The following is a 22,508-nucleotide window of genomic DNA, read 5'->3' as shown; positions in this document are numbered from 1 at the left end:
CTGCAGGGCTGAGAATATTTAGCATGCTGTGCGGGACGACCCAAGCCGAAGTGCGGTCTTGGGTCTCGGTTTGGAGCCTTTCGAAGTTCGCGAAAGTCTTCAAACTCGCCCGGTGGTGTAATGGCTGAAGCCATAACACCACTTTCACTGCATGTAAATATTCTCAGCCCTTCCGACTGGATTTGAGTCAAAAACATTTATTTGTTTTCAGTATAAAAATAAGGAAGATGTATCACGCTGACAAATTTTAGAGTGATATATCTTCCCTTTTTTTACATGATAATATTGATGCTTCCATGGTTTGACGTGACCTTCGTCTACGGGTACCAAATGAAATTAAAATTCAAAATATTTTCGTTAACAAAGTTTTGTCTTCACGGATTTCCTAATCCAATATGGATATAGGTAGTAAATGTCCAATTAATAGAGTGTGGATGAGATAAAGAGGTCTGAACAAGAAATTATTTATTGCACAATATTAGATGGAGAAGTGAAATCGATTTGGGCTAAATGACTAAATAATTCTTAGTCGAGTGAACTTCTCGGCTTAGAATAAGATGCAGTTTGAAGACTTTTCGTACTTTGAAAAGGCTCCAAATGTATCAGCCATGTTCCAGCCCGAAAATCGATTTCACTTCGGAATCGGTAGTTCAAAACGACAAAAAATAGAACCCTCTGTTCAAGAGAGTTCTATATATGTTGGTATTTCGGTATTTGTTCCTAAGTACTTTTCATTGATTCAATTTATTTAACATTAAGGTTAACGGTACCCAAGCCATTATCGAAAGTTGCGTGCCATTCACCTTTTGTTAATGATGGTGGTAATACGAAAGTACCTGACGATACTCGTTGATCCTTCAACAATGTTTTACCTTGTTCATCTAATTTATTTACTAGCCATTGTAATGATTTAAGTGGGTTTCCTAAAACTTCTGATGACTTGCCTGACTTCAAGTTTTCGTTGTCATGGTACAAAGTTGCTGTGACATTTTCCAATGCGTCGACATTTTCGAACTTGTTGGTATCAAATTCTTCACCGTAAACGACTAAGCCACTAACGGCACCGTCTGACATTACCATGTATTTTGATAGGCTAGGGAACCAGTCTTTAAATCTTGAATCGGGAACCTCCAAGGCTGGTGCTACGGTTGTTTTGTTCATCAAATCTTCTAGTGTGTCATTGGGGCTCAAATCTTCTTTAGCTTTAAAGCACATTTCAACCTCAACTAGTGGATCCATTAAATCGTTTAGATTTACTGTTGCTGGAGCTTTCAAGAATCTGTCTTTCATTTCTGCACCGTAGAGTGGTTCTGTTGAATCGAACATATCTTGTGTTTGTTTACTTGTTAATGAGACTTTATATCCACCAACTTCACCTTTCTTCAAACGAGTAAAGGCTTCTTGAACATGATGGGCAGTATTTTCATCAGGTGCGTAATCGCTCCAATCTGCTTCTGTTAAAGGCTCACGTGTGTTAAAGGCGTTCGTTAATGCGTTGGCAAAATTTTGTTGATCATCTGTTAGTGTGTTATTTGTTGCTTTCTTTGTAGTAGTTGTATTTGTAGTAGTCATAAGTGGTTCCTCCATAGGATTTTATATTTTTGTTTTGAATCTGAATCTGACCATCGTTTGAAATGTTGCTAATATTGCTTTCCATTTGGAACCACCTCTTTTATTTTTTTAATTTTAATTTAATCTAATTGCGTTGGTTGATCGCAGTTTAGGGAAAGGTGCAATGGAACGCAGACGCTCACGTCTGCATAAGTAACTCTACGTTGCGAAGCAACTAGAGTTACTAAAAAAAGAACGCCCTAAGCCGACTTATGTCGTCAAAGGACGTTCTCACGTGTTACCACCTTTATTCGTGCCATTATTACTAATGTCACCTTAAACAAACTGCGAACAATTTGTCGGCACGATAATGGGTGCAACCAGCATTTTCTACTTGGATAATCCTTTTGAAATGCAACTGACAGGCGATTAAGCTATTCTTGTATGTTGTTGTCTCGCATCTACCGGCAACTTTCTGAGATACTCTGAATTGCTTGTTTCCTGTTGAACGTTTTTGATTAAATTAATGATTGCTTGTAATTTAGTCCCATTCTGAGAGATTGTCAACCCTTAAATTATAAAATGATTAAAAATATCTAATTTTTGATATGCTTATTCTCTCGCTAATAGTAGTAAAAAAGATTAAACTCTTAAAGAGAAATTTTTTTTAGGGAGAAAGCCATTGGATAACATAATTCAAGTTAAAAGCCTAAATTACCAAGTTGATGATCAAAAAATATTGACTGACATCAACTTGAATGTCGAACGGAATTCCTATCTAACTTTTGTAGGTCCGTCTGGAAGTGGCAAAAGCACTTTGATGCGTATTATTGCGTCGATGATTAACGCTACCTCTGGGGAAGTTCTATTCAACGGGAAAAATTTGCGGGAGTATGATCCAACAACATATCGTCAAAAGGTCTCATATGCTTTTCAACAACCGACGTTGTTTGGAAAAACTGTTAAAGATAACTTGGAGTTTCCATTCTTAGTACGTAAGCAGGAATTTGACCGTGCTAAAGTAACTAGTTATTTGGAAATGGTTAACTTAACAGAGAAATACATCGAAAAAAGTGTGAATGATGTATCGGGTGGGGAGAAACAACGGATTGCTTTGCTGCGTAATTTGATTTTTCCACCAGAAGTATTGATAACTGATGAAGTTACCACAGGTTTGGACGCGGATAATAAGAATATTGTTCGTTCGTTAATTGATCACTTTAATCGTGATGAGGGCGTTACGGTCCTACGTGTGACTCATGATGATGCAGAAATTTCTGCGGCAACTCGTAAAATTACGATTGAAAAGGGGGGAATTAAAAATGACTAATTTGACCGTTTCAAATCAAACTCTAGCTTTAGGATTTATGTTGGTAATAATTGCATTAGTAATAGGATATACAGAAAAATTACGATTCAATAAAGATATATTAATCGGCGTTATAAGAGCTATTGTTCAACTGACAATTGTTGGATATGTTTTGAAATTCGTTATCAAAGCAAATGATGTCTGGCTGACTCTCGCCTGCTTCTTGATCATCGTTTTAAATGCTGGTTGGAACGCTGGTAAACGTGGAAATGGAATTCCAAAGGCAGTTCAAATTTCACTTTTTGCAATTGGAATTGACACCGTTATAACACTGGCAATACTTGTGTTTACTGGTTCAATTAAATTCATTCCATCTCAAATTGTTCCAATAACTGGAATGATTGCCAGCAACATTATGGTTGCGATTGGATTATGTTTTAGAAATATGAAACAAACTTTTTCAGACCGTCATCAACAAGTTTTGGAAAAATTAGCTTTAGGTGCTGATATTAAATTAGCATCAATTGATATTCTTCGAGATAGCATTAAGAGTGGGGTTCAACCAACAATCGATTCAATTAAAACTTTAGGATTGGTTAGTTTGCCGGGTATGATGTCAGGCTTGATTTTTGCAGGTGTTGATCCTGTTAAAGCCATTAAATATCAAATTATGATTGCTTTTATGCTTCTCGGAAGTACTAGTTTGGGATCTATTATTTCCTGTTATTTAGCATACAAACAGTTCTATAACGAGGAAAAACAGCTCAATGTAAAACTGTTTTCATAAATTTGCGTAAAATAGCCTACTATGTGGGCTGTTTTTTTTATATAATTGTTATTAATAGGATGTGATGTAATGTGAAGTTAGCAGTCATAGAAATTGGATCTAACTCCATTAGGACATCAATTTATAGATCTTCAAAAAAGAATCGTTTTAAAACACTTGACCGCTGGCGAGAACCTGTCCGATTAGGCAAGTCAATTGCGCAAAGTCGCCTTTTGACGAACGAACAAATCGAAGAAACAATTGATGTTCTAAAAGAATTTCAGAGTAGGATTCAGAGATTCGATGTGGATCAAATTAGTTTGATTGCTACTGCAGCAGTTCGATTAGCGAAGAATCAGCAACAGTTGATTTTCGCTGTCTTGAAGGAAACTGGACTCCAACTGGAGGTCATTAACGAAAAGGAAGAAGCTTACTATGACTACGTAGCAGTGAGAAATACTATGCGTATCAAAGATGCTTTAATTGTTGACGTTGGTGGTGGTAGTAGTGAAATTAGTTTGGCCAAAAAAGGACGTTTGAAACAAGGATTGAGTATTCCGATTGGGGCAATATCAATCTCAGATGTGCATTTGACTAGTGATCCAATCACCGAAAAAGAGTTACAAAGTGCTAGAAAAGCGATCAATGAACACTTAACCTCGTTAACATGGATGAGAACACCGGCTACATTTGTTGGCCTTGGTGGCACTATGCGTGCGTTGGCAAGTATTTTAAATCGCGAAGGGAAACGAAAGAAGACGCTCCACAATTCGATAATTTCTCTCGAACAAATTGATACATTATTCAATAGGTTGTTACATGCAACTAATGAAGAAAGAAGCCAAATCAAAGAACTCAGCGATGGACGCTTTGAAGTTATTTTAGGTGGAATGCTAATTCTTTCTGAAATAATCAAAAAAACCCCCTCTAAAGAAATTCGTTTCTCGAATTTCGGTGTTAGAGAAGGTTATGTCTTTAATTATTTTTATAAGGCTAATCGTCAAAAAGAGAATTAAGCTCTACTTGGAATTACAAATGATGCGGATTCGATGATGTGATTATCCATTTTGTGGAGGAGCTCATTCATCCAGAATCCTTCTTGCAAGTCTAAGGTTGTATCTAATGCATAGGCTTTTAACACATAATCATGAGTGATATCTGGTGGGTTAGGTCCTTCATATTTAACTTGTAAATCAGGATCAATGCCATTGAGTAACTTACTTGCGGAACTATTCTTTCCTTGAATAATTGAGCTATTGGCACTACGGCTGAAGTTTTCTGGTAGACTGGTTGATGAAACGGGAATATTTGCCATGGTCCAATGAATCCACTCAAATCCACATACTGGAATTGAATCAGGATCTGTTAGGGTAATTGCAAGTGATTTGGCGCTGATAGGTACATCTGAAAAATCAATCGGGAAACTAATAATTGGTTTCCCGTTTTTCATTTGATCTCCAGTCGCGTACTTGCCATATTTATCAGCCAATAGGCCATTCTGAAGAGGTACAGTAACTTTCATAGTAAACTCCTTCTGAAAAATATTTGAGAGGTAAAAAATGGAAAAAATAAATAAGAACGATTTATCTGACAATATTGTAGAACAAATTAATCAGATAGAGCAAACAAGTCATAAAACAGTTGAAGTATTTAGTGACTTTCAAGATCAGTCAATTTTGACCTTGGATCAAGCAAATCACACAATTGACGATAAAACTATCAAGGTTGAAATTACCAATGAACAATTTGCTAGTTTTGTATTATTACATGAGTTATATCATATTCAACTAGAAATCAGTGATGAACCATCAATCTCAGTTTCAGTTACAAGCGAGAAACCTGATGTAGATGGAAGAATTCTCTCAACAGCTAATTCAATTTTTGAAACGTTGGAACACAGCTTGATTATTAAAAAACAAATTGCTGATGGTAGTTTCAACGATGAAGTTAAAACTGAATATTTAAAAGGTATCGAGAAGACATTAAATCCTAATGTTGAAATCGATGCTGCGAATATGACTTTCTTCAGATCTCTAATTTTGTTTGATGCAGTAATTTTTGCCGACAAACGCGACGATAGTGAGTGGAAAGAAGAATATCGTGACTCATTCAAGTTTGTTACTAAGGCAGTTGAGATTGCTGACAAGAATGACTTGACAGTTCCATTCCAATTCCGTCGGGCACTAGTAAGCATTTTGGAAGCATATAATGATGTCATTATTTCTCATGGATATGAGGGGATGAATTATCACGACTTTTTGTCAATTACGCCAGTCGTTTCAAATCACCAATTGAGATTAGCTTTAAATCAGGTTTATCAAATCAAACATTCAAGCTTCAAGATGCGTGACACTCATCAAGATGCCTTTACACTTATCGCAATCAATGATGGACAAAGTGTTGCTGCATTAGGATTCGATGTTGACAAGGTAACTCCTGACTTTTACAAAGAATTTTATCAACAAACAGTACAAGAGACTTTTGAAGCCAACAATATCAATTATTTAATTAGATAGGGGATGGATTTCATGACAGATAAAATTGAAGAATTAAAGGAACTGATTGACCAAGCGCATTACGTGACTTTCTTGACTGGAGCAGGTGTTTCAACTCCATCGGGAATTCCAGATTATCGTTCTAAAGGCGGATTATACAAGCGTGAGAAATATGATTTTCCACCTGAATATATGTTGAGCCACGATAATTTAGTCAAGCATCCAGATATCTTTCACCAATTTGTCGTGGAAAACATGTACTTCCCTGATGCTGAGCCTAATATTATTCATAAAAAAATGGCTGAAATTAGTAACGAAAAGGGTGTCATTGTCACACAAAATGTCGACAAACTTCATACAAAAGCCGGCGCAAAGAATGTTGTGGAATTTCATGGAAATTTGTATGACCACATCCATTGTTTAAAATGTGGCAAGGAATTTGATTACAAGGAATATATTAAGGATTATCGCCATCATGAAGATGACGGGATTATTAGACCTGGTACGACAGTACTTTACGGTGAGGGAATTGATCCTACCAATCTTAACGATGCTGTTAAAGCGGTTGAAAATGCCGATTTAATCATTGTTGCAGGGACTAGTTTTAAAGTTTACCCATTTGCTGGATTGATTGCTTACCGCAGTCCCGAAGCAAAAATGGTTGCGATTAATAAAGAGAATCTCGGCTTAGACGAATCAGTTTTAGCTATTACTGATGATGCTGCCAATGTTTTTGACCAGCTTTAAGCGCTAATCATGTACGGTTGCGTATGATATACTAAATTACAATTTAATAGTGGAGGCTCACTAGATGACTAACGGTGACAAAAAAACATTTTACATAACTACACCAATTTATTACCCATCAGGTAAATTAACTATCGGTAACTCATATACAACGATTGCTGCCGATACTTTGGCACGTTACAAACGTGCTGAAGGATTTGACGTTTTCTTCCTAACAGGTACCGACGAACATGGACTTAAGATTGAAGAAAAAGCTGAAGCAAACAAGATGCAACCTCAAGAATACGTTGATATGATGGCTGCAAAAATCAAAGATCTCTGGAAATTATTAGAGATTTCGAATGACAAATTTATTCGAACAACTGACGATTATCACGTTAAGGCTGTTCAAAACATTGTTGAACGTCTTATCAAATCAGGAGACGTTTATTTAGGTGAGTATTCAGGTTGGTATTCAGTTGATGACGAAGAGTATTTCACTGAATCACAATTAGCTGAAGTTTATCGTGATAAAGATGGCAAAGTTATCGGTGGTAAGGCTCCATCAGGTCACGAAGTTTCACTAGTTAAGGAACCTTCATACTTCTTTAGAATGAGTAAATATGCTGATAGATTATTGAAGTATTACGAAGATAATCCAACATTCATTGAACCTGAAATTCGTAAGAATGAAATGATTAATAACTTTATCAAACCAGGTTTGGAAGATTTAGCTATTTCTAGAACGACTTTCAACTGGGGTGTTCCAATTCCAAGTAATCCTAAGCATGTTGTTTATGTTTGGATTGATGCTTTGTTGAACTATATTACAGCTTTAGGATATGAAACTGATGATGATTCATTGTTCCAACGTTATTGGCCTGCTAATGTTCAATTTGTCGGTAAGGAAATTGTCAGATTCCATACTATTTATTGGCCAATTGTTTTGATGGCATTAGGGATTGATTTACCAAAACAAGTTTTCGGCCACGGATGGTTGTTGATGAAAGACGGTAAAATGTCTAAGTCTAAAGGTAATGTTGTTTATCCTGAAATGTTGGTTGAACGTTATGGCCTTGATTCATTACGTTATTACTTAATGCGTGCAATGCCATTTGGTAACGATGGTGTCTTCACTCCAGAAGACTATGTTGATAAGATAAATTATGATTTAGCAAATGACCTTGGAAACTTGTTGAACAGAACTATTTCTATGATTAACAAGTATGAAGGCGGAAAAGTTACCACAGTTGACGATGTTTCTGATTTTGATAAGAGCTTGGTTGAGGCTTCGAAACAAGCTGTTACAGAATATCGTGAACACATGGATAAGTTTGAATTCCCTGATGCACTTGCTAGTGTCTGGGCATTTATTGGACGTGCAAATAAATATATTGATGAAACTAAACCTTGGATTTTGGCAAAAGATCCTGAGGGCAAGGCTGAACTAGCTTCAGTTCTTGGTCACTTGGTTGAATCATTACGATTGATTGCTTTGATGATTAGTCCTGTTATGACACAATCACCAAAGAAAATTTTCGCGCAATTGGGCTTGGATATTGATAAAGATACTGAATTGGCATTTGGTAAAACTTCTGTTGGAACCACAGTTACAGATGATCCTCAACCTATTTTCCCTCGACTTGATGCTGACGAAGAAGTAGCATACATCAAAGGTAAAATGGCAGAAGAACAAGCTAAGCATGGTGCTGGTAAGTTGAGTAAATCTGCCCAAGCTAAAGCCAAGGCACAAGCTGATGAAGATGGCGATTATCCTAAAGAAATCGAATATGATGACTTTGCAAAAGTTAAGATGGTTGTCTGTGAGATTCTTGATGTTAAACGAGTTGCTAACGCAGACAAGCTTCTCCAATTCAAACTGGACGATGGTTCAGGAATTGATCGTCAAATTCTATCAAGCATTTATGAATTCTATCCAGATTACGAAAAACTAATTGGTAAGAAAGTCATTGCTGTTACTAATTTGAAGCCTAGAAAGATTCGTGGCGAATGGAGTAACGGTATGCTATTGTCATCGGAAAAAGGTGACGATGTAATCTTGGCAACAGTTGATAATTCACACAAAAATGGAGCAATCTTAAGCTAATGCAAATTTTTGATTCACACACACATTTGAATGATGAAGCTTTTCAAGGTAAGACCGAGGAATATATCGATCGTGCTAAAGAACTAGATGTTGATGAAATGGCCATTATTGGGTCGAACGAAGCATTCAATATTGAAGCGATTCGTTTGGCACAAAACTATGAACCATTGCACGCAGTAGTTGGTTGGCATCCTGAATTTGCCAAGGAATACAATGAAGAGCAACTTGTTAACCAAATTAAGTTGCCTGAAGTTGTGGCAATTGGTGAAATTGGATTGGACTATCATTGGGAAGAGGATCCAGATCCTGAGATTCAGCAAGCAGTTTTGATTAAGCAGTTGGATGTTGCCCAACAATATGACATGCCAGTTTCAATTCACTGCCGTGATGCTTTTGACGATATGTACAAGATTTTAAAAAATCATGACATGTCAAAAAGCGGAATTATCATGCACAGTTTTAATGGAGATATTAATTGGTTGAACAAGTTCTTGGATTTAGGTTTGATGGTATCTTACAGTGGTGTGGTTTCATTTAAGAACGCACCTGAGGTACATGAATCAGCCAAGAACACACCACTTGACCGATTGTTGGTTGAAACTGATGCTCCATATTTAACTCCAGAACCTTATCGTGGACACCAAAATGAACCTGGATACACAAGATATGTAGTTGATGCAATTGCTAAACTTAAGGATTTATCTCCTAATGAAATTGCTGAACATACATTTAATAATGCTAGAAAAGTGTACAACTTAGATTAATATGACAAAAAAAATACAAGAAATAATCGTGGTCGAAGGTAAATCGGACACTAGTCGCTTGCGTGATTGTTTAGGTGATGTCGACACGATTGAAACTAATGGCTCGGCGTTAAGTGATGCGACTAAAGAAAGAATTAAAGTGGCTCAAAACAAACGCGGAGTCATTATTTTTACTGACCCAGATTTTAATGGTAATCGGCTTAGAACAATTATTTCCAAGATTGTTCCTAATGCTAAACAAGCTTTTTTGCCAAGAGATAAAGCTGTCCCAAAGAAGAGCGATGGCAGTTTAGGCATTGAGCATGCTAGTGATGCTGATATTAAGAAAGCATTAGACGACGTTTATACTATTAATGAGATGGATTTTCACAAGTATACTCAGACCGACATGCTTGACTTGAAACTTATCGGGGATGGCAACTCAAAGGTTCGACGTGAATTTGTTGGTGGTCAGCTAAAAATAGGCTACACAAATGCTAAACAATTTCTCAATCGATTGAACATGTTGCAGATATCACCAGCCGACTTAGTTGAAGCTATTAAAAATTTTGAAAAAGGACAAACAGATGACTCAAAATAGATTAAGTATTTCTGATCCAATTCGTACGAATGATATTTTACGCAAATATAAATTACGTGCTAAGAAGAGTTTGGGACAAAATTTTTTAACTAGTGAAAAAGTCTTAAATGATATTGTCGATGCTAGTCAGTTGAAGCCTGATGAAATTGCAATTGAAATTGGACCTGGTATTGGAGCCTTGACCGAAAAGCTTGCTCAAGTTGCTGAGAAGGTATTTGCTTTTGAAATCGATGATAACTTGATTCCAATTTTAGTTGATACATTGAGTGATTATGACAACATTGAAGTATTCAACGAAGATATTTTGAACGTTGACTTGGATCAATTTGTTAAGGATCATGGGATAGAAGGTAAGACCATTAAGGTTGTTGCCAACTTGCCATACTACATTACGACACCGATAATGTTGAACCTGATTAATAGTGATTATCCTTTCCAATCATTGGTATTGATGATGCAAAAGGAAGTTGCAGAAAGAATTACCGCAGATCCTGGTCACAGACAATATGGCTCTCTAACTATCGGAGTTCAAACTTTGATGAAGACGCGAATTGATCGCATTGTTGGTAAGAACTCATTTGTCCCTCGTCCCAAGGTTGATTCAGCAGTTGTAGTGTTGGAAAGATTAGAAAACGCCGGTGAAGGAATTGATGATCCTAAATATTTTAATAAGTTGATTCGTTCATCATTTGCACAAAAAAGAAAAAGTTTGATGAATAATTTGCTTAATTGGAAGGGTAGAACCGATGAGAATCGTGCTAAGATCACTCAAGTATTCGAAGACTGTGGTGTAGCCGACAATGCCCGTGCAGAGCAAGTTTCGATTGATCAATTCAAACAAATGGCGATCGATTTGGCGGCTAAATTCGATAAATAAAAAACGTTTACATTTATATTACATTGTTGAAAAAATAAAATAAACGTGATATAATTTCACTCCTAAGGAGTGATTATTATATGCCAACGTCATTGGAAACAATCAAGTCAAACTTGGATCAACATCTAGGTGAAAACTTGACCGTAGTTGCACAAGCGGGCCGTAAAAAGGTTATCCGCCGTCGAGGAACATTGTCAGAAACATTCCATTCAGTTTTTGTGGTCAACCTTGATCAAAATGAGAACTCTTTCGAAAGAGTTTCTTATAGTTATGCTGACCTACTAACAAAGTCGATCGATATCACATTTGATAGCGATGCAGACGCAAATGAGGAAGAAGCAGACGCAGAATAATAGAGCTTCTTAGTGGGATTACCAGAAGGTAATCCTTTTTTTGTTGGAATTTTTTAGGTAATCACGAACGATTTTAGTAGATTATCCGTAATTTATCTTGAAATTCTTAATTAAAAAGCGGAAAATAAGTGAATTGTTGGGAAAATTACTTTATAATTTTAAACATGATATGTTTTTAGGAGAATAAGTTATGAAAACACGAAGAAGCGAACGTTTGATTGACATGACCCGTTATTTATTAGAAAGACCACACACATTGATTTCATTGGCTTTCTTTGCGGACCGTTATGAATCAGCCAAATCTTCCATTTCCGAAGATCTAGGCATTTTACGAAGAACGTTTATGATTCGAGGAACAGGTGTACTTGAAACACTTCCAGGTGCCGGTGGTGGCGTTATATTTACACCTGGCATCTCCAAACGAGAAGCAACCGAATTCATCGAAGACGTCAAGAAACGTCTAACAGAGCCAGATAGAATCCTTCCAGGAGGATACGTTTATCTCACAGATCTATTAGCAGATCCAGGAGTTTTGCGTACCATCGGTAGAATGATTGCCACACAATATTCACAAAGCTCAATCGATGTCGTAATGACCGTAGCAACAAAAGGGATACCAATCGCCCAAAGTGTTGCAAGCTTTTTGAATATCCCATTCGTAATCGTCCGTCGCGACTCAAAGATTACTGAAGGATCAACAATCAGCGTCAATTATGCATCTGGTTCGTCAGACCGTATTGAGAAAATGGAGTTGTCAAAACGTAGCTTGGACGAGGGCTCGAGAGTTTTAGTAGTCGACGACTTCATGAAGGGTGGCGGTACTATTAATGGTATGCGCTCTTTAATCAACGAGTTTAACGCCATTTTCGTTGGTGTTACGGTTTTTGCTGAGAATGCACTGATTGATCCCGAAGTTAGAGATAACGATGTTACATCAATTTGTAAGGTCAAAGATATTGATCAAGAAAATAAAATAATTAACATCGAAAATGGTGATTATTTAGCTAAGACAGATTTCAGTTATTTTGAGTAAATCTTAATTGAGGCATTACCTAGAATAATGCTATTATATATGTATATATTTGTATGACTGAAAGGAAGTTTCCAATGTCTAATCGTTATGTAATAATCCTTGCAGCTGGTATGGGTACTAGAATGAAGTCTAAGTTATACAAAGTGCTTCAACCAGTAGCAGGTAAGGCTATGGTGGATCATGTCGTTACTCAAGTTGAGAAGATTCACCCTGACTTGATTGAAACAGTAATTGGTAACGGTGCCGAGAAAGTTAAAGATTTATTAGGTGATCGTACTTGTTACGCCTTGCAAGAAGAACAACTGGGTACTGCCCATGCGGTTCTACAAGCTGAGAAAGATTTAGGTGATAAGGATGGAATGACTCTGATTGTAAGTGGTGACACTCCATTGTTTACAGCTGATACTTTCCAAAAATTATTTGACTACCACGAAAAACAAAATGCTGCAGTTTCAATTTTGACTGCACATGCGCAAGACCCATTCGGTTATGGACGTATTATCCGTGACCAAAAAGGTAACGTTTCTAAAGTTGTTGAACAAAAGGATGCTTCCGAAGAAGAGAAAGCTATTCAAGAGATCAACACTGGAGTTTATTGTTTCGATAACAAGATGCTCTTTGAAAACTTACATTCAGTTAACAACGACAATGCTCAAGGTGAGTACTATTTGCCTGATGTAGTTTCAATTTTGAAGTCACAAGGTGAGAAGATTGTTGCTTATCAAATGAGTGATTTAAGCGAATCTCTTGGTGTTAATGATCGTGTGGCTTTATCACAAGCCGAAAAGTTGATGAGAAAACGTATCAACGAACAACACATGCGTGATGGAGTAACAATCGTTGATCCCGAAAATACATACATTGACGTTGATGTTGAGATTGGTAATGATACTACCATTGAACCCAATGTTAAGATTTTTGGCAAAACTAAGATTGGTTCTGACTGTTTGATTGGATTAGGTTCACGTATTCAAGATTCTATTGTTGAAGATGGAGTGACAATCATTAGTTCAACACTAGAAGAAGCTATCATGCATACCGGTAGCAATATTGGACCTAATTCACATCTTCGTCCAAAGGCTGACATTGGTAAAGGAGTTCACATTGGTAACTTTTGTGAAGTTAAAAATGCAGTTATTGGTGACAGAACAAAAGTAGGACACCTTTCATATGTTGGGGATGCTACACTAGGTACCGACATTAACGTCGGATGTGGTGTCGTATTCGTAAATTATGATGGTGTGAAGAAATTCCACAGTACAATCGGTGACCACTCATTCATCGGTTCTAATTCAAATGTTATTGCACCAGTTGAAATGGCAGATCATTCATTTATTGCTGCCGGATCATCTGTCAACAAGGATGTTCCTTTCCACGCAATGGCAATAGCTCGACCAAGACAAACCAATAAAGAGGATTATTGGGACAAACTACCACTATCAAAAAGTGAAGAATGGAAATAATAAGGTGAGATATTAATGGCATATAAAGATAATGAACGTCCGCTCAAAATTTTTGCATTAAATTCTAACAAACCATTGGCAGAAAAGATTGCTAAAGAGGTTGGTATTCCTCTTGGTAAATCATCTGTAACACGTTTTAGTGATGGTGAAATTCAAATTAACATTGAAGAAAGTATTCGTGGTGCTGATGTATTTTTAATTCAATCAACTTCTGCACCTGTTAACGATAACTTGATGGAACTACTAATCATGATTGATGCACTTAAACGTGCTTCAGCTCACTTCATCAGTGTTGTAATGCCATATTATGGCTATGCACGTCAAGATCGTAAATCACGTTCACGTGAACCTATTACTGCTAAATTAGTAGCTAATATGTTACAACGTGCCGGTGCAAACCGTGTACTAGCTTTAGATTTACATGCTGCACAAATCCAAGGATTCTTTGATATTCCAGTTGACCACTTAATGGGTGCTCCATTATTGGCTGACTACTTCTTATCAAATCATTTGGAAGAAGATGCTGTTGTTGTTTCACCTGATCATGGTGGTGTAACACGTGCTAGAAAATTGGCAGAATTCCTGAAGACACCAATTGCTATCATTGACAAACGTCGTCCTCGTGCTAACGTTGCTGAAGTTATGAACATTATCGGTAATGTTAAAGGCAAGCGTGCCATCATTATTGATGACATGATTGATACTGCTGGTACAATTACATTGGCATCACAAGCACTTATCGATGCCGGTGCAACAGAAGTGTACGCAAGTTGTACACACCCAATTCTTTCTGGTCCAGCTGTTGAAAGAATTGAAGCTTCACCAATTAAGAAGTTAATCGTTACTGATTCAATCAACCTTCCCAAAGAAAGAGTTATTGATCGTATGGTTCAAGTTTCAGTCGGACCACTTATCGGTGATGCAATTGAACGTATTCACAACAATGAGCCAGTCAGTCCATTGTTCAACACACGTTTCAAACGTAGTAAATAATAAATGTTAACCAAAGCTAATCTGTTAAGTCAGGTTAGCTTTTTTTTATTTATTAAAACAAAACCAATTAATATTTTGATATTGTGATATTATTAACATGGACAAGCAGGATTAATCAAGTCCAAATTTTGCCATAAAAGGCACTTAGGACAGGCGAAAACAATGAAACAGTACAAAGTAATCATCTGGGGTTTAGGAAACGTCGGAAGAGCTGCTGTTAGAATGGTTCAATCAAAGGAGTCATTAAAATTAGTTGGAGCAGTTGATACAGATCCAAAAAAGATTGGGAAAGATTCAGGTGAAATCTTCGATTTCGAAAAAACCGGAGTAACTGTTGAAGATGACATCGATAAAGTTTTAGACATGGATGCAGATGTAGTCTTGGATTACACACCTTTAGTTCGTGATGAAAAAGGTGGGTTCACACCGAGCGCAAACGATATTGTCAAAGTATTGAATGCTGGTAAAAATGTCATCACAACACTACCAATCTATTATTCACAAGTAACAACACCAGATCTATACAAAATGATTGATGATGCCGCTAAAAAAAACAACGTATCGTATTTACCAACAGGACTATTGCCCGGAGCATATGCATCATATATTCCAACAGTGTTAGCAGGATTGATGGGCCAAGTAGACAGCATCACAGTCCAATCAGGTGAGGACGACCAACACAACTATTCTAGCTGGGTAAAAGTTTTCGGCTACGGAATGGATCCAGAAAAGTTCCCACAAGACAAACTGAAAATGGGGATAGCATCATACTACGTATCAGGTGTATACGAAATGGGAGCAAGATTAGGATTCAAATTTGACGACATGAAAATCGAACACGAATGCTACACAGCTCCAGAAGACTTACATCCAATTTTCGGAACAGTGAAAAAAGGAACAATCAGTGGCCATAAATTTACAATGAGTGGAATGGTAAACGGTGAAAGAAAGGCCAGCCTAATCTACGTCCACAAAATCTGCAACGACGTAGCACCAAACCCACCAATTAAAAATAATATTCACATAGAAGGAATCCCAAAGGCACTAGACATCAGTATCGACGGACTAATGCCACTAGACGAAAGCTACGTAACCAGTGCAGCACCAAGCGTCAACGTAATCCCTCAAGTAGTAGAAGGAGCCAAAGGATTCTTACAAGCACTAGATTTGAAAGTAGTAACACCATTGCACTAAAATTATCAGAACCTATGTATTGAATTTATATATTGAATTTTACAGAGAAAAAGAGACCCAAAACGTTTTTAGTTTTGAGTCTCTTTTGCGATATCACTTGAATTTATGATTTTGACCTTGATTTTGAACTAGCCCTTGAACTTCCTAAACGAACAAAAGTTTCGAAAAGAATAACGATGAAACAGAATATCACTAAAATTAGATGGAGGGGGAAATCGATTCGGTCTCAGCCGCCAAATTTCACTTTGCTGACGAAGTCAGCTTAGTGAAAGGGTCGCTTTGGAGACATTTCGAACTATGAAATGGCTTCAAACGATCCCGGCAGCGTTCCAGACCGAAGAATCGATTTCCCCCTCCATCGGCAATAATCCGCAGATAAGAAAATCCAGCTCAATATTATTTTTTTACAAAACCACCCTAATAACGATCGCGGTGATTATTTTGTTGTTGTGATTGATATCTCAACAAATCACGAATTTGTTGAAGATACTCAAGTTGAGGATCAGTTTCTTGAACATTATCAAACTTACTAGAAGAACCATCACGACGCATCTTATTCATCAAACGAACAATAGTAAAGACAACGAACATAATGATTAAAAAGTTAATAAGTGCATTGATAAAATCACCAATTAAGAAGTTGGCACCAAAAACAGTGAACTTCATATCTGTAAGATCAATTCGACCGATTAATAGACCAATCAAAGGATTAAGCAAGTAGGTAGTTAATGCTGATACCAAAGTATTGAAAGCGGCACCAATAATAACACCGACAGCTAAATCGACAACACTACCACGTGAAATGAACTCTTGAAATTCTTTAAACATTTAGAATTCTCCTTTATTTTGCAACAGTATGCAATTACTTTACTATCAATTGAAAAAAAATTAAAGGGTTTTAAGATTAATTGCATATTACATCGAATATGATGTCTAAATAATGGTATATTTATAGTAGTAAGCAAAATATTCATAAAAGGGGTTGCAAAAAATGAAAATCACTAAACTAATCGTTGCCGGTGCCGTAGCATTAACTCTAGGCGGTATGACAACATCAACTGTCTTCGCCACAGCCGATGACAACAACGTCAGTGTCAATAATCAGTATGATTCTGATGGACAATATAACGGTGACTATCAAGTTATCAATGGGGAAGTACTAGCAAATAACCAAACAGTACTTTATAACTCAAAGGGAGAAGCAACAAGCAGAAGCTTAGCACCCGGAACTTATTGGATTGCTGACAGAATGTTAATGAGCCAAGGACAACCAACACTTTATCGTGTATCAACTGATGAATGGGTAAAACCAAGTGATGTAAAATTCATCAACCCAATCGGTAAATCATTGGTAACAGCTAGAAATGATGCAAATCTATACGACTCAGATGCCAACATAGTAGGAACACTCCCAGCAGGAATGCAATACATCACTGATCAAAGAATGACAGTACACGGAGTAATCATGTACAGAGTTTCAACTAATCAATGGGTAAAAGCTACAGACGTTAATATCACACGTTAATTTAACAGTTAACTAACAATCGAGAAAATAAAAATATAAAATAACAAATGGTCGAGAACAATATTAAATATTGAACTCGACCATTTTTGTGTCCTCTGTAAAGTAAATACTAAATATTCTAATAGATGTGTTTATTTGAATTGAAATTGTTCTGTTTAGAAGTATGTGTTTTGACAAAACTAGAGTGAACCTTGAACCCCAGAGAGAACAACAGAATTTTATCGAAAGCCAACCTCAACAACAGCAATTAACGCAAAAAAAATAAACTCCAATAAAAATAGAGTTTATTTTAGAAAAAACATTATGCTTCGTGAGCGGCATATGCATCTTTAATCTCGTGCAAGTCTGTTAATGCAAGCTTAGTATTAACTTCGTCAGTCATAGCTTTCTTAGTAGCTTCATCCCAGTTGTAGAAATCAGCCATATAGTTGATAACACCGTCTTTAACTTCTTTCATGTGATTGATGTTAAAGAGCATTTGGCTACTACGACGTAGCAAGTAATCAATAGGGTGTTCAACCATTTCGGCTTTAATACCATATTGAAGCATTGCCCAGTCGACACGTGGAAGTCCATCTTTTTCTTCACCATCTGGTAGAAGAGCATAGATATCAGCCACATTTGAACCGTAACGTTGAACAAGCTTTTCAGCATCTTCACGTTCTAGATCATAGTTTACGATACCTTCGTGAACCATCTTGTCAAAGTATGATGACCAACCTTCGTCACCACCAACATCTCCACCTGATAGTTGAAGATTTTCTGTTTGTTGACCTTGGAATGTGTAATCTGTTGTTTCAGCAAGTGATTCGCCAACTAAATCAACAATTTTTTCAGCCATCTTACGGTAACCAGTTAATTTACCACCGGCGATTGAAAGTAGTCCTGAATCTGATTGGAATATTTCATCTTTACGTGAAATTTCTGAAGGTGATTTACCTTCTTCTTGGATAAGTGGACGAACACCTGACCAGCCAGCTTCAACGTCATCTGGAGTAAGCTTTTGTGGAAGTTCAAACATTTGGTTAGCAGCTGCAAGGATGTATGTAACATCTGAAACTGTAATGTTTGGTTCTTTAGGATCTTCTTCCCATGTTGTATCAGTTGTACCGATATATGTTTTGCCTTCACGAGGAATGGCGAACATCATACGACCATCATGGAATGGTGTATCAAAGAATAATGAGTTTGAGATAGGGAACTTAGCATTATCGATAACCAAGTGAACACCCTTTGTTAAGTGAAGGTGTTTACCAGTGTTTGATCCATCAATTGTACGAATGTCATCAACCCATGGTCCACATGAGTTTACAACTTTCTTAGCATGGATTTCACCAGTTTCACCGGATTGCATATCTTCATATTTAACACCACAAACTTTACCGTCGGCATCATAAAGAAGGTCTGTAACCTTTGTATAGTTAGCAATTAATGCACCAAGTTCGCTAGCTTTTTTAGCAACTTCTAGTGTTAGACGTGCATCATCAGTTCTGTATTCAACATACAATCCTGATCCTAGTAAACCGTCTGATTTAACATATGGTTCTCTTTGAACTGTTTCATTTGGTTCAAGCATTGTTTTACGTTCTGATTTTTTAACTCCGGCCAATCGATCATAAACATCAAGACCAACTGATGTCATAAATGGTCCGTATGTACCACCAGCATAGAATGGGAGCATCATTTTCAATGGTGTTGTAATTTGTGGGGCATTGTTATAAACAATGGCACGTTCACTACCAACTTCGTGAACTTCTTTTAATGCAAATTGGGCTAAATAACGTAGTCCACCGTGGACTAGCTTAGTTGAACGACTTGAAGTACCTGAAGCAAAGTCACGCATTTCAACTAAACCAGTTTGGATACCACGTGATTGGGCATCAAGAGTGATACCACTACCAGTAATACCTCCACCAATTACAAGCAAATCCAATTCCTGGTTTTGCATAGCTTGTAAATTCTCGGCTCTAGTTTCGTTTGAAAATTCTTTCATGAAAGTTCCTCCTCGGGAAAATGTTCTATATACATAATAGTAAAATTGTCCAAAGTTTGAAAGCGTTTTTATTCGAAAAGACTAAATTTTTTAATAATAGAGCAAAAAATTCTAAATAATCATATCATTGTAAATATGTTTCTGAAATTTAGTGTATTCTTCACTGAAAATATCATCTGAATGTTCTTCCAACATTGCTTTGGGGAAGTAAAAGCGTTCATCACCTAAAATTTTACCGGTCAGAGCGTTTACTAAACGACTAACTGTCGAAAGTTCAATTAATGAACCATCATTTTGCATGATTTCGATTTGTGTACGACTTTTATGCTTACGAGGATTGTAAACATCGTAAGGCAAATCGTAACTTGTATTGGTTGAAGTATAGTATTGCTTATCAAATCCAGCCACTTCAACTATATCGGCGAGCTTAGGTAATTTATCTTGGGTTTCCTCTGTATATTGAGCAGATTTGAAAGGCTTTCTAGTGAGAAACTTATATGAAAGATCTTTGAGAATTTCGTCGGGATAATCTAACCAGAGAGTGAAATATGTATTGAGGATTCCATCGTCTAATGCTAGGTAATCATTGATATTAACCCTGTTTTCAAAAAATGGAACTAGCAAACTGGGCATTTCGAAGCCGTTCATTTGATTGTGCTCATACAAATCTTTGGCACGGCGAAGCAACTTAGTCAGGACAACTTCCATACCTCGAGAAACTGGATGAAAATAAACTTGTTGATACATTTGAAAACGTGAAAGGACGTAATCTTCCACTGCATGCATTCCGTTAGCATCAAAAGCGATTCCGCCCTTATATGGACGCATTACACGGAGAATTCTAGTTAGGTCAAACATACCGTATTTTGTACCCGTGAAATAAGCGTCACGCAGCAAATAGTCCATTCTATCGGCATCTATTTGGCTGGAAATCATTTGAACGACTTGCTTGTTTTCGTAAGTCTTTGCAATTACGCTAGCAACTTTTTCAGGAAAATCAGATGATACCTGTCTTAATACTTGATTGATTTCAGTTTCGGGAGAAGTGATTATTTGCTGTGTCCATTGCTCATGATCGGTATTGAAAATATGTTCGAAAGCATGTGAATAAGGGCCGTGTCCAAGATCATGAAGCAGTGCTGCACAGAGTGCGACTATTCTTTCATCGTCATTCCAAAGTCCGTCATCATCAGTTACTGAAGGATAATTACGCTGAAAGTTATCACAAATTAAACGTGTGATTTCATAAACTCCCATACAATGTGTAAAACGTGAATGTTCGGCACCTTGGAAAGTAAATGATGATGTCCCAAGTTGTTTGACCCGACGCAATCTTTGGAATTCCTTTGTATTGATCAAATCAAGAATTACTTTGTGTTGGACATGAATGTAATTATGGATTGGATCTCTAAAAACTTTTTCTCGAGGAAGCTTCTCAATGTTAATTGTCATAATTTTCTCCCAATAATTTTTTATTTTTATATACCAAATCTTCTAGTGTCTTGTCATAACTTTCTCGATAAGGTTGCGATGTCTCAACAATATTGAAACTAGAATTATCAATTGTATAGTTTTCTTTAGTAAGTGCGTTCAAGATTTTTTCTTTAGCTAGACCTACAGTTAGTTCTTGTTGTGTTAAAATATCTAAGTTTTCCATACAATGTATATCTATATTTGGAAAATCAATGCGCTCATTTTTGGGATAATCACTAATTTCGTAAAAATCTTTCATCAATTGTGACCGTTCATGTTGATTTCCAGTTATACTAATGTAGGCCATGATGGCAACAGCATCACCAGAACGTCTTTGCGATATTCCGGCTAATTTCTTGCCATCTATACTCAAATCAAATGTTCCAGGACAATAAGAACGTTCAATCGTACCAGTTTTTATCTGGTCTGAAAAAGCGGATTTCATTACAGAATACATTTTTCCATAGGCGTCATCGATTGATAATTCGTCTTTATTAGGAAGAAATAATGTGAAATTTAAGATGTTAGGATCTGTCACAACACTTAGTCCACCTGAGTTTCTAAGGTAATAGACATAGTGCTTATCCTCAAGCATTTGCAGACCACCATGAAGGTTATTAAGTCGTTGGTCTTGCAATCCAAGGATGACAGTTGGTAGAGTAGTCCAAAAATGTGCAACTGCTAATTTCTCTTCGGAAACAAATTGCAGAATAGCACCGGTATCCGCAAAAGGATTGAGCATAGTTTGCGCAGATTCAATATTTTGGCCGTATAATAAAATTTGCTTATTCACTTGATCACTTCTTTAAGTAGTATATTTATTAATTTTATCATGTGGGGTGTAATATTTTGGAAAATAATCGTATTGAAGTAAATGTTGATCTCGATATGTCAGTTTTTCAAGCTGGCGAGATGACTCACACAAAGATTTCTGAGCCGGGAAAATTTACTCGGATGGGAAATGCCATTTATCTTCAATTTAACGAGAGTATGGATCATGATGACCATGCTTCTATTTTAGTTAAGATTACTGAAAATGGTGATATTCATTTGAAACGAGAGGCAAAAAGTACTAATTTGGCCTCGATGCTTTATTTTACCAATCAGGATCGTAATGCTGCTAGTGTATACACTGAATATGGTGTGATGCAAATGAACACTTATACTAAGGATTCACTAGTCGAGATTACTGATGAACCGTTACATGGGAAAATAAATATTGATTATGACTTGATTTATGATAATAATATAGTAGGTAATTACAAGTTTAGATTGATTTTTAGCGTTTAAATCGATATTATTAAAT

General features: G+C 36.7%; 23 protein-coding genes. 16 read left to right on the top strand and 7 right to left on the bottom strand.

Annotated features, from left to right (window positions below):
- Positions 1-744 precede the first annotated feature (744 nt).
- Positions 745-1,572 (bottom strand): 2-keto-4-pentenoate hydratase, encoded by an 828-nt coding sequence (locus tag ABM34_RS05770; RefSeq protein WP_048704177.1) that lies wholly within the window; start codon positions 1,570-1,572, stop codon positions 745-747.
- Complete coding sequence (locus tag ABM34_RS13480; RefSeq protein WP_257719944.1) at positions 1,529-1,657, bottom strand: hypothetical protein; 129 nt, start codon at positions 1,655-1,657, stop codon at positions 1,529-1,531. The genes ABM34_RS05770 and ABM34_RS13480 overlap by 44 nt, the downstream gene beginning before the upstream one ends.
- A 576-nt stretch (positions 1,658-2,233) precedes the next feature.
- Between ABM34_RS13480 and ABM34_RS05765 the strand changes: the two genes are divergently transcribed.
- From ABM34_RS05765 to ABM34_RS05755, 3 genes are all read left to right on the top strand, one after another.
- Positions 2,234-2,881, top strand: coding sequence for an ABC transporter ATP-binding protein (locus ABM34_RS05765; RefSeq protein WP_048704175.1), 648 nt, complete (start codon positions 2,234-2,236; stop codon positions 2,879-2,881).
- On the top strand, positions 2,874-3,647 hold the full coding sequence (locus ABM34_RS05760; protein ID WP_048704174.1) for an ABC transporter permease: 774 nt from the start codon (positions 2,874-2,876) through the stop codon (positions 3,645-3,647). Before ABM34_RS05765 ends, ABM34_RS05760 begins: the two co-directional genes overlap by 8 nt.
- Positions 3,648-3,718: 71 nt before the next feature.
- Entirely contained in the window at positions 3,719-4,642 is a 924-nt protein-coding gene (locus ABM34_RS05755) for a Ppx/GppA phosphatase family protein (protein ID WP_048704173.1), read from the top strand.
- On the opposite strand, the gene ABM34_RS05750 is transcribed toward ABM34_RS05755, so the two are convergent.
- Positions 4,639-5,148, bottom strand: a complete 510-nt coding sequence (locus ABM34_RS05750) for a YbhB/YbcL family Raf kinase inhibitor-like protein (protein ID WP_048704171.1) — start codon at positions 5,146-5,148, stop codon at positions 4,639-4,641. The genes ABM34_RS05755 and ABM34_RS05750 overlap by 4 nt on opposite strands.
- Positions 5,149-5,185: 37 nt before the next feature.
- Here ABM34_RS05750 and ABM34_RS05745 point away from each other — a divergent pair, with 37 nt between their 5' ends.
- From ABM34_RS05745 to ABM34_RS05695, 11 genes are all read left to right on the top strand, one after another.
- Positions 5,186-6,142: a hypothetical protein gene (locus tag ABM34_RS05745; RefSeq protein ID WP_048704169.1), complete on the top strand. Its 957-nt coding sequence runs from the start codon at positions 5,186-5,188 to the stop codon at positions 6,140-6,142.
- 24 nt (positions 6,143-6,166) lie between these two features.
- Positions 6,167-6,868 carry an NAD-dependent protein deacylase gene (locus ABM34_RS05740; protein WP_048706387.1) on the top strand — a complete coding sequence of 234 codons (702 nt, stop codon included), beginning with the start codon at positions 6,167-6,169 and terminating at the stop codon, positions 6,866-6,868.
- Between the two features lie 64 nt (positions 6,869-6,932).
- Complete coding sequence (gene metG, locus ABM34_RS05735) at positions 6,933-8,954, top strand: methionine--tRNA ligase (protein ID WP_048704168.1); 2,022 nt, start codon at positions 6,933-6,935, stop codon at positions 8,952-8,954.
- Complete coding sequence (locus ABM34_RS05730) at positions 8,954-9,718, top strand: TatD family hydrolase (RefSeq protein WP_048704166.1); 765 nt, start codon at positions 8,954-8,956, stop codon at positions 9,716-9,718. Before metG ends, ABM34_RS05730 begins: the two co-directional genes overlap by 1 nt.
- Before the next feature lies 1 nt (position 9,719).
- Positions 9,720-10,298 (top strand): ribonuclease M5, encoded by a 579-nt coding sequence (rnmV, locus tag ABM34_RS05725; RefSeq protein ID WP_048704165.1) that lies wholly within the window; start codon positions 9,720-9,722, stop codon positions 10,296-10,298.
- On the top strand, positions 10,285-11,175 hold the full coding sequence (gene rsmA, locus ABM34_RS05720; RefSeq protein WP_048704163.1) for a 16S rRNA (adenine(1518)-N(6)/adenine(1519)-N(6))-dimethyltransferase RsmA: 891 nt from the start codon (positions 10,285-10,287) through the stop codon (positions 11,173-11,175). The genes rnmV and rsmA overlap by 14 nt, the downstream gene beginning before the upstream one ends.
- 80 nt (positions 11,176-11,255) lie before the next feature.
- Positions 11,256-11,528 (top strand): Veg family protein, encoded by a 273-nt coding sequence (locus ABM34_RS05715; protein WP_048704162.1) that lies wholly within the window; start codon positions 11,256-11,258, stop codon positions 11,526-11,528.
- A 190-nt stretch (positions 11,529-11,718) separates the two neighbouring features.
- Positions 11,719-12,561 carry a pur operon repressor gene (gene purR / locus ABM34_RS05710; protein ID WP_048704160.1) on the top strand — a complete coding sequence of 281 codons (843 nt, stop codon included), beginning with the start codon at positions 11,719-11,721 and terminating at the stop codon, positions 12,559-12,561.
- Between the two features lie 74 nt (positions 12,562-12,635).
- The gene (gene glmU, locus ABM34_RS05705; RefSeq protein WP_048704159.1) at positions 12,636-14,024 is read left to right on the top strand and encodes a bifunctional UDP-N-acetylglucosamine diphosphorylase/glucosamine-1-phosphate N-acetyltransferase GlmU; all 1,389 of its coding nucleotides are present in this window, start codon (positions 12,636-12,638) and stop codon (positions 14,022-14,024) included.
- Positions 14,025-14,039: 15 nt separating this feature from the next.
- On the top strand, positions 14,040-15,017 hold the full coding sequence (locus tag ABM34_RS05700; protein WP_048704157.1) for a ribose-phosphate diphosphokinase: 978 nt from the start codon (positions 14,040-14,042) through the stop codon (positions 15,015-15,017).
- A gap of 162 nt (positions 15,018-15,179) precedes the next feature.
- A complete protein-coding gene (locus tag ABM34_RS05695; protein WP_048704156.1) occupies positions 15,180-16,211 on the top strand; it encodes a hypothetical protein in 1,032 nt (343 codons plus the stop codon).
- A 417-nt stretch (positions 16,212-16,628) separates the two neighbouring features.
- On the opposite strand, the gene mscL is transcribed toward ABM34_RS05695, so the two are convergent.
- Complete coding sequence (gene mscL, locus ABM34_RS05690; protein ID WP_048704154.1) at positions 16,629-17,039, bottom strand: large conductance mechanosensitive channel protein MscL; 411 nt, start codon at positions 17,037-17,039, stop codon at positions 16,629-16,631.
- Between the two features lie 163 nt (positions 17,040-17,202).
- Between mscL and ABM34_RS05685 the strand changes: the two genes are divergently transcribed.
- Positions 17,203-17,736, top strand: coding sequence for an SLAP domain-containing protein (locus ABM34_RS05685; RefSeq protein ID WP_048704153.1), 534 nt, complete (start codon positions 17,203-17,205; stop codon positions 17,734-17,736).
- Positions 17,737-18,037: 301 nt separating this feature from the next.
- Here ABM34_RS05685 and ABM34_RS05680 read toward each other — a convergent pair whose 3' ends face one another.
- The 3 genes from ABM34_RS05680 to ABM34_RS05670 form a co-directional block, all read right to left on the bottom strand.
- Entirely contained in the window at positions 18,038-19,729 is a 1,692-nt protein-coding gene (locus ABM34_RS05680) for a glycerol-3-phosphate dehydrogenase/oxidase (protein WP_048704151.1), read from the bottom strand.
- Between the two features lie 111 nt (positions 19,730-19,840).
- Positions 19,841-21,181: an HD domain-containing protein gene (locus tag ABM34_RS05675; protein WP_048704149.1), complete on the bottom strand. Its 1,341-nt coding sequence runs from the start codon at positions 21,179-21,181 to the stop codon at positions 19,841-19,843.
- Positions 21,171-21,995: a lipoyl protein ligase domain-containing protein gene (locus ABM34_RS05670; RefSeq protein ID WP_048704148.1), complete on the bottom strand. Its 825-nt coding sequence runs from the start codon at positions 21,993-21,995 to the stop codon at positions 21,171-21,173. The genes ABM34_RS05675 and ABM34_RS05670 overlap by 11 nt, the downstream gene beginning before the upstream one ends.
- A 56-nt stretch (positions 21,996-22,051) precedes the next feature.
- On the opposite strand from ABM34_RS05670, the gene ABM34_RS05665 reads away from it, so the two are divergent.
- The gene (locus tag ABM34_RS05665; RefSeq protein WP_048704146.1) at positions 22,052-22,492 is read left to right on the top strand and encodes a YwiB family protein; all 441 of its coding nucleotides are present in this window, start codon (positions 22,052-22,054) and stop codon (positions 22,490-22,492) included.
- Positions 22,493-22,508: the final 16 nt, after the last annotated feature.

It is taken from the genome of Companilactobacillus ginsenosidimutans (genome assembly GCF_001050475.1).
In the GTDB taxonomy this organism is placed as follows: Bacteria; Bacillota; Bacilli; order Lactobacillales; family Lactobacillaceae; genus Companilactobacillus; species Companilactobacillus ginsenosidimutans.
The sequence above is the reverse complement of the archived record's forward strand: the minus strand, read 5'-3'. Positions and strand labels throughout refer to the sequence as shown.

Coding starts and splice junctions, on each gene's coding strand:
- ABM34_RS05695 (WP_048704156.1), top strand. CDS start 15,180: ATGAAACAGTACAAAGTAATCATCTGGGGTTTAGGAAACGTCGGAAGA.
- purR (WP_048704160.1), top strand. CDS start 11,719: ATGAAAACACGAAGAAGCGAACGTTTGATTGACATGACCCGTTATTTA.
- ABM34_RS05730 (WP_048704166.1), top strand. CDS start 8,954: ATGCAAATTTTTGATTCACACACACATTTGAATGATGAAGCTTTTCAA.
- ABM34_RS05770 (WP_048704177.1), bottom strand. CDS start 1,572: ATGACTACTACAAATACAACTACTACAAAGAAAGCAACAAATAACACA.
- mscL (WP_048704154.1), bottom strand. CDS start 17,039: ATGTTTAAAGAATTTCAAGAGTTCATTTCACGTGGTAGTGTTGTCGAT.
- ABM34_RS05745 (WP_048704169.1), top strand. CDS start 5,186: ATGGAAAAAATAAATAAGAACGATTTATCTGACAATATTGTAGAACAA.
- rsmA (WP_048704163.1), top strand. CDS start 10,285: ATGACTCAAAATAGATTAAGTATTTCTGATCCAATTCGTACGAATGAT.
- glmU (WP_048704159.1), top strand. CDS start 12,636: ATGTCTAATCGTTATGTAATAATCCTTGCAGCTGGTATGGGTACTAGA.
- ABM34_RS05685 (WP_048704153.1), top strand. CDS start 17,203: ATGAAAATCACTAAACTAATCGTTGCCGGTGCCGTAGCATTAACTCTA.
- ABM34_RS05680 (WP_048704151.1), bottom strand. CDS start 19,729: ATGAAAGAATTTTCAAACGAAACTAGAGCCGAGAATTTACAAGCTATG.
- rnmV (WP_048704165.1), top strand. CDS start 9,720: ATGACAAAAAAAATACAAGAAATAATCGTGGTCGAAGGTAAATCGGAC.
- metG (WP_048704168.1), top strand. CDS start 6,933: ATGACTAACGGTGACAAAAAAACATTTTACATAACTACACCAATTTAT.
- ABM34_RS05675 (WP_048704149.1), bottom strand. CDS start 21,181: ATGACAATTAACATTGAGAAGCTTCCTCGAGAAAAAGTTTTTAGAGAT.
- ABM34_RS13480 (WP_257719944.1), bottom strand. CDS start 1,657: ATGGAAAGCAATATTAGCAACATTTCAAACGATGGTCAGATTCAGATT.
- ABM34_RS05700 (WP_048704157.1), top strand. CDS start 14,040: ATGGCATATAAAGATAATGAACGTCCGCTCAAAATTTTTGCATTAAAT.
- ABM34_RS05750 (WP_048704171.1), bottom strand. CDS start 5,148: ATGAAAGTTACTGTACCTCTTCAGAATGGCCTATTGGCTGATAAATAT.
- ABM34_RS05760 (WP_048704174.1), top strand. CDS start 2,874: ATGACTAATTTGACCGTTTCAAATCAAACTCTAGCTTTAGGATTTATG.
- ABM34_RS05715 (WP_048704162.1), top strand. CDS start 11,256: ATGCCAACGTCATTGGAAACAATCAAGTCAAACTTGGATCAACATCTA.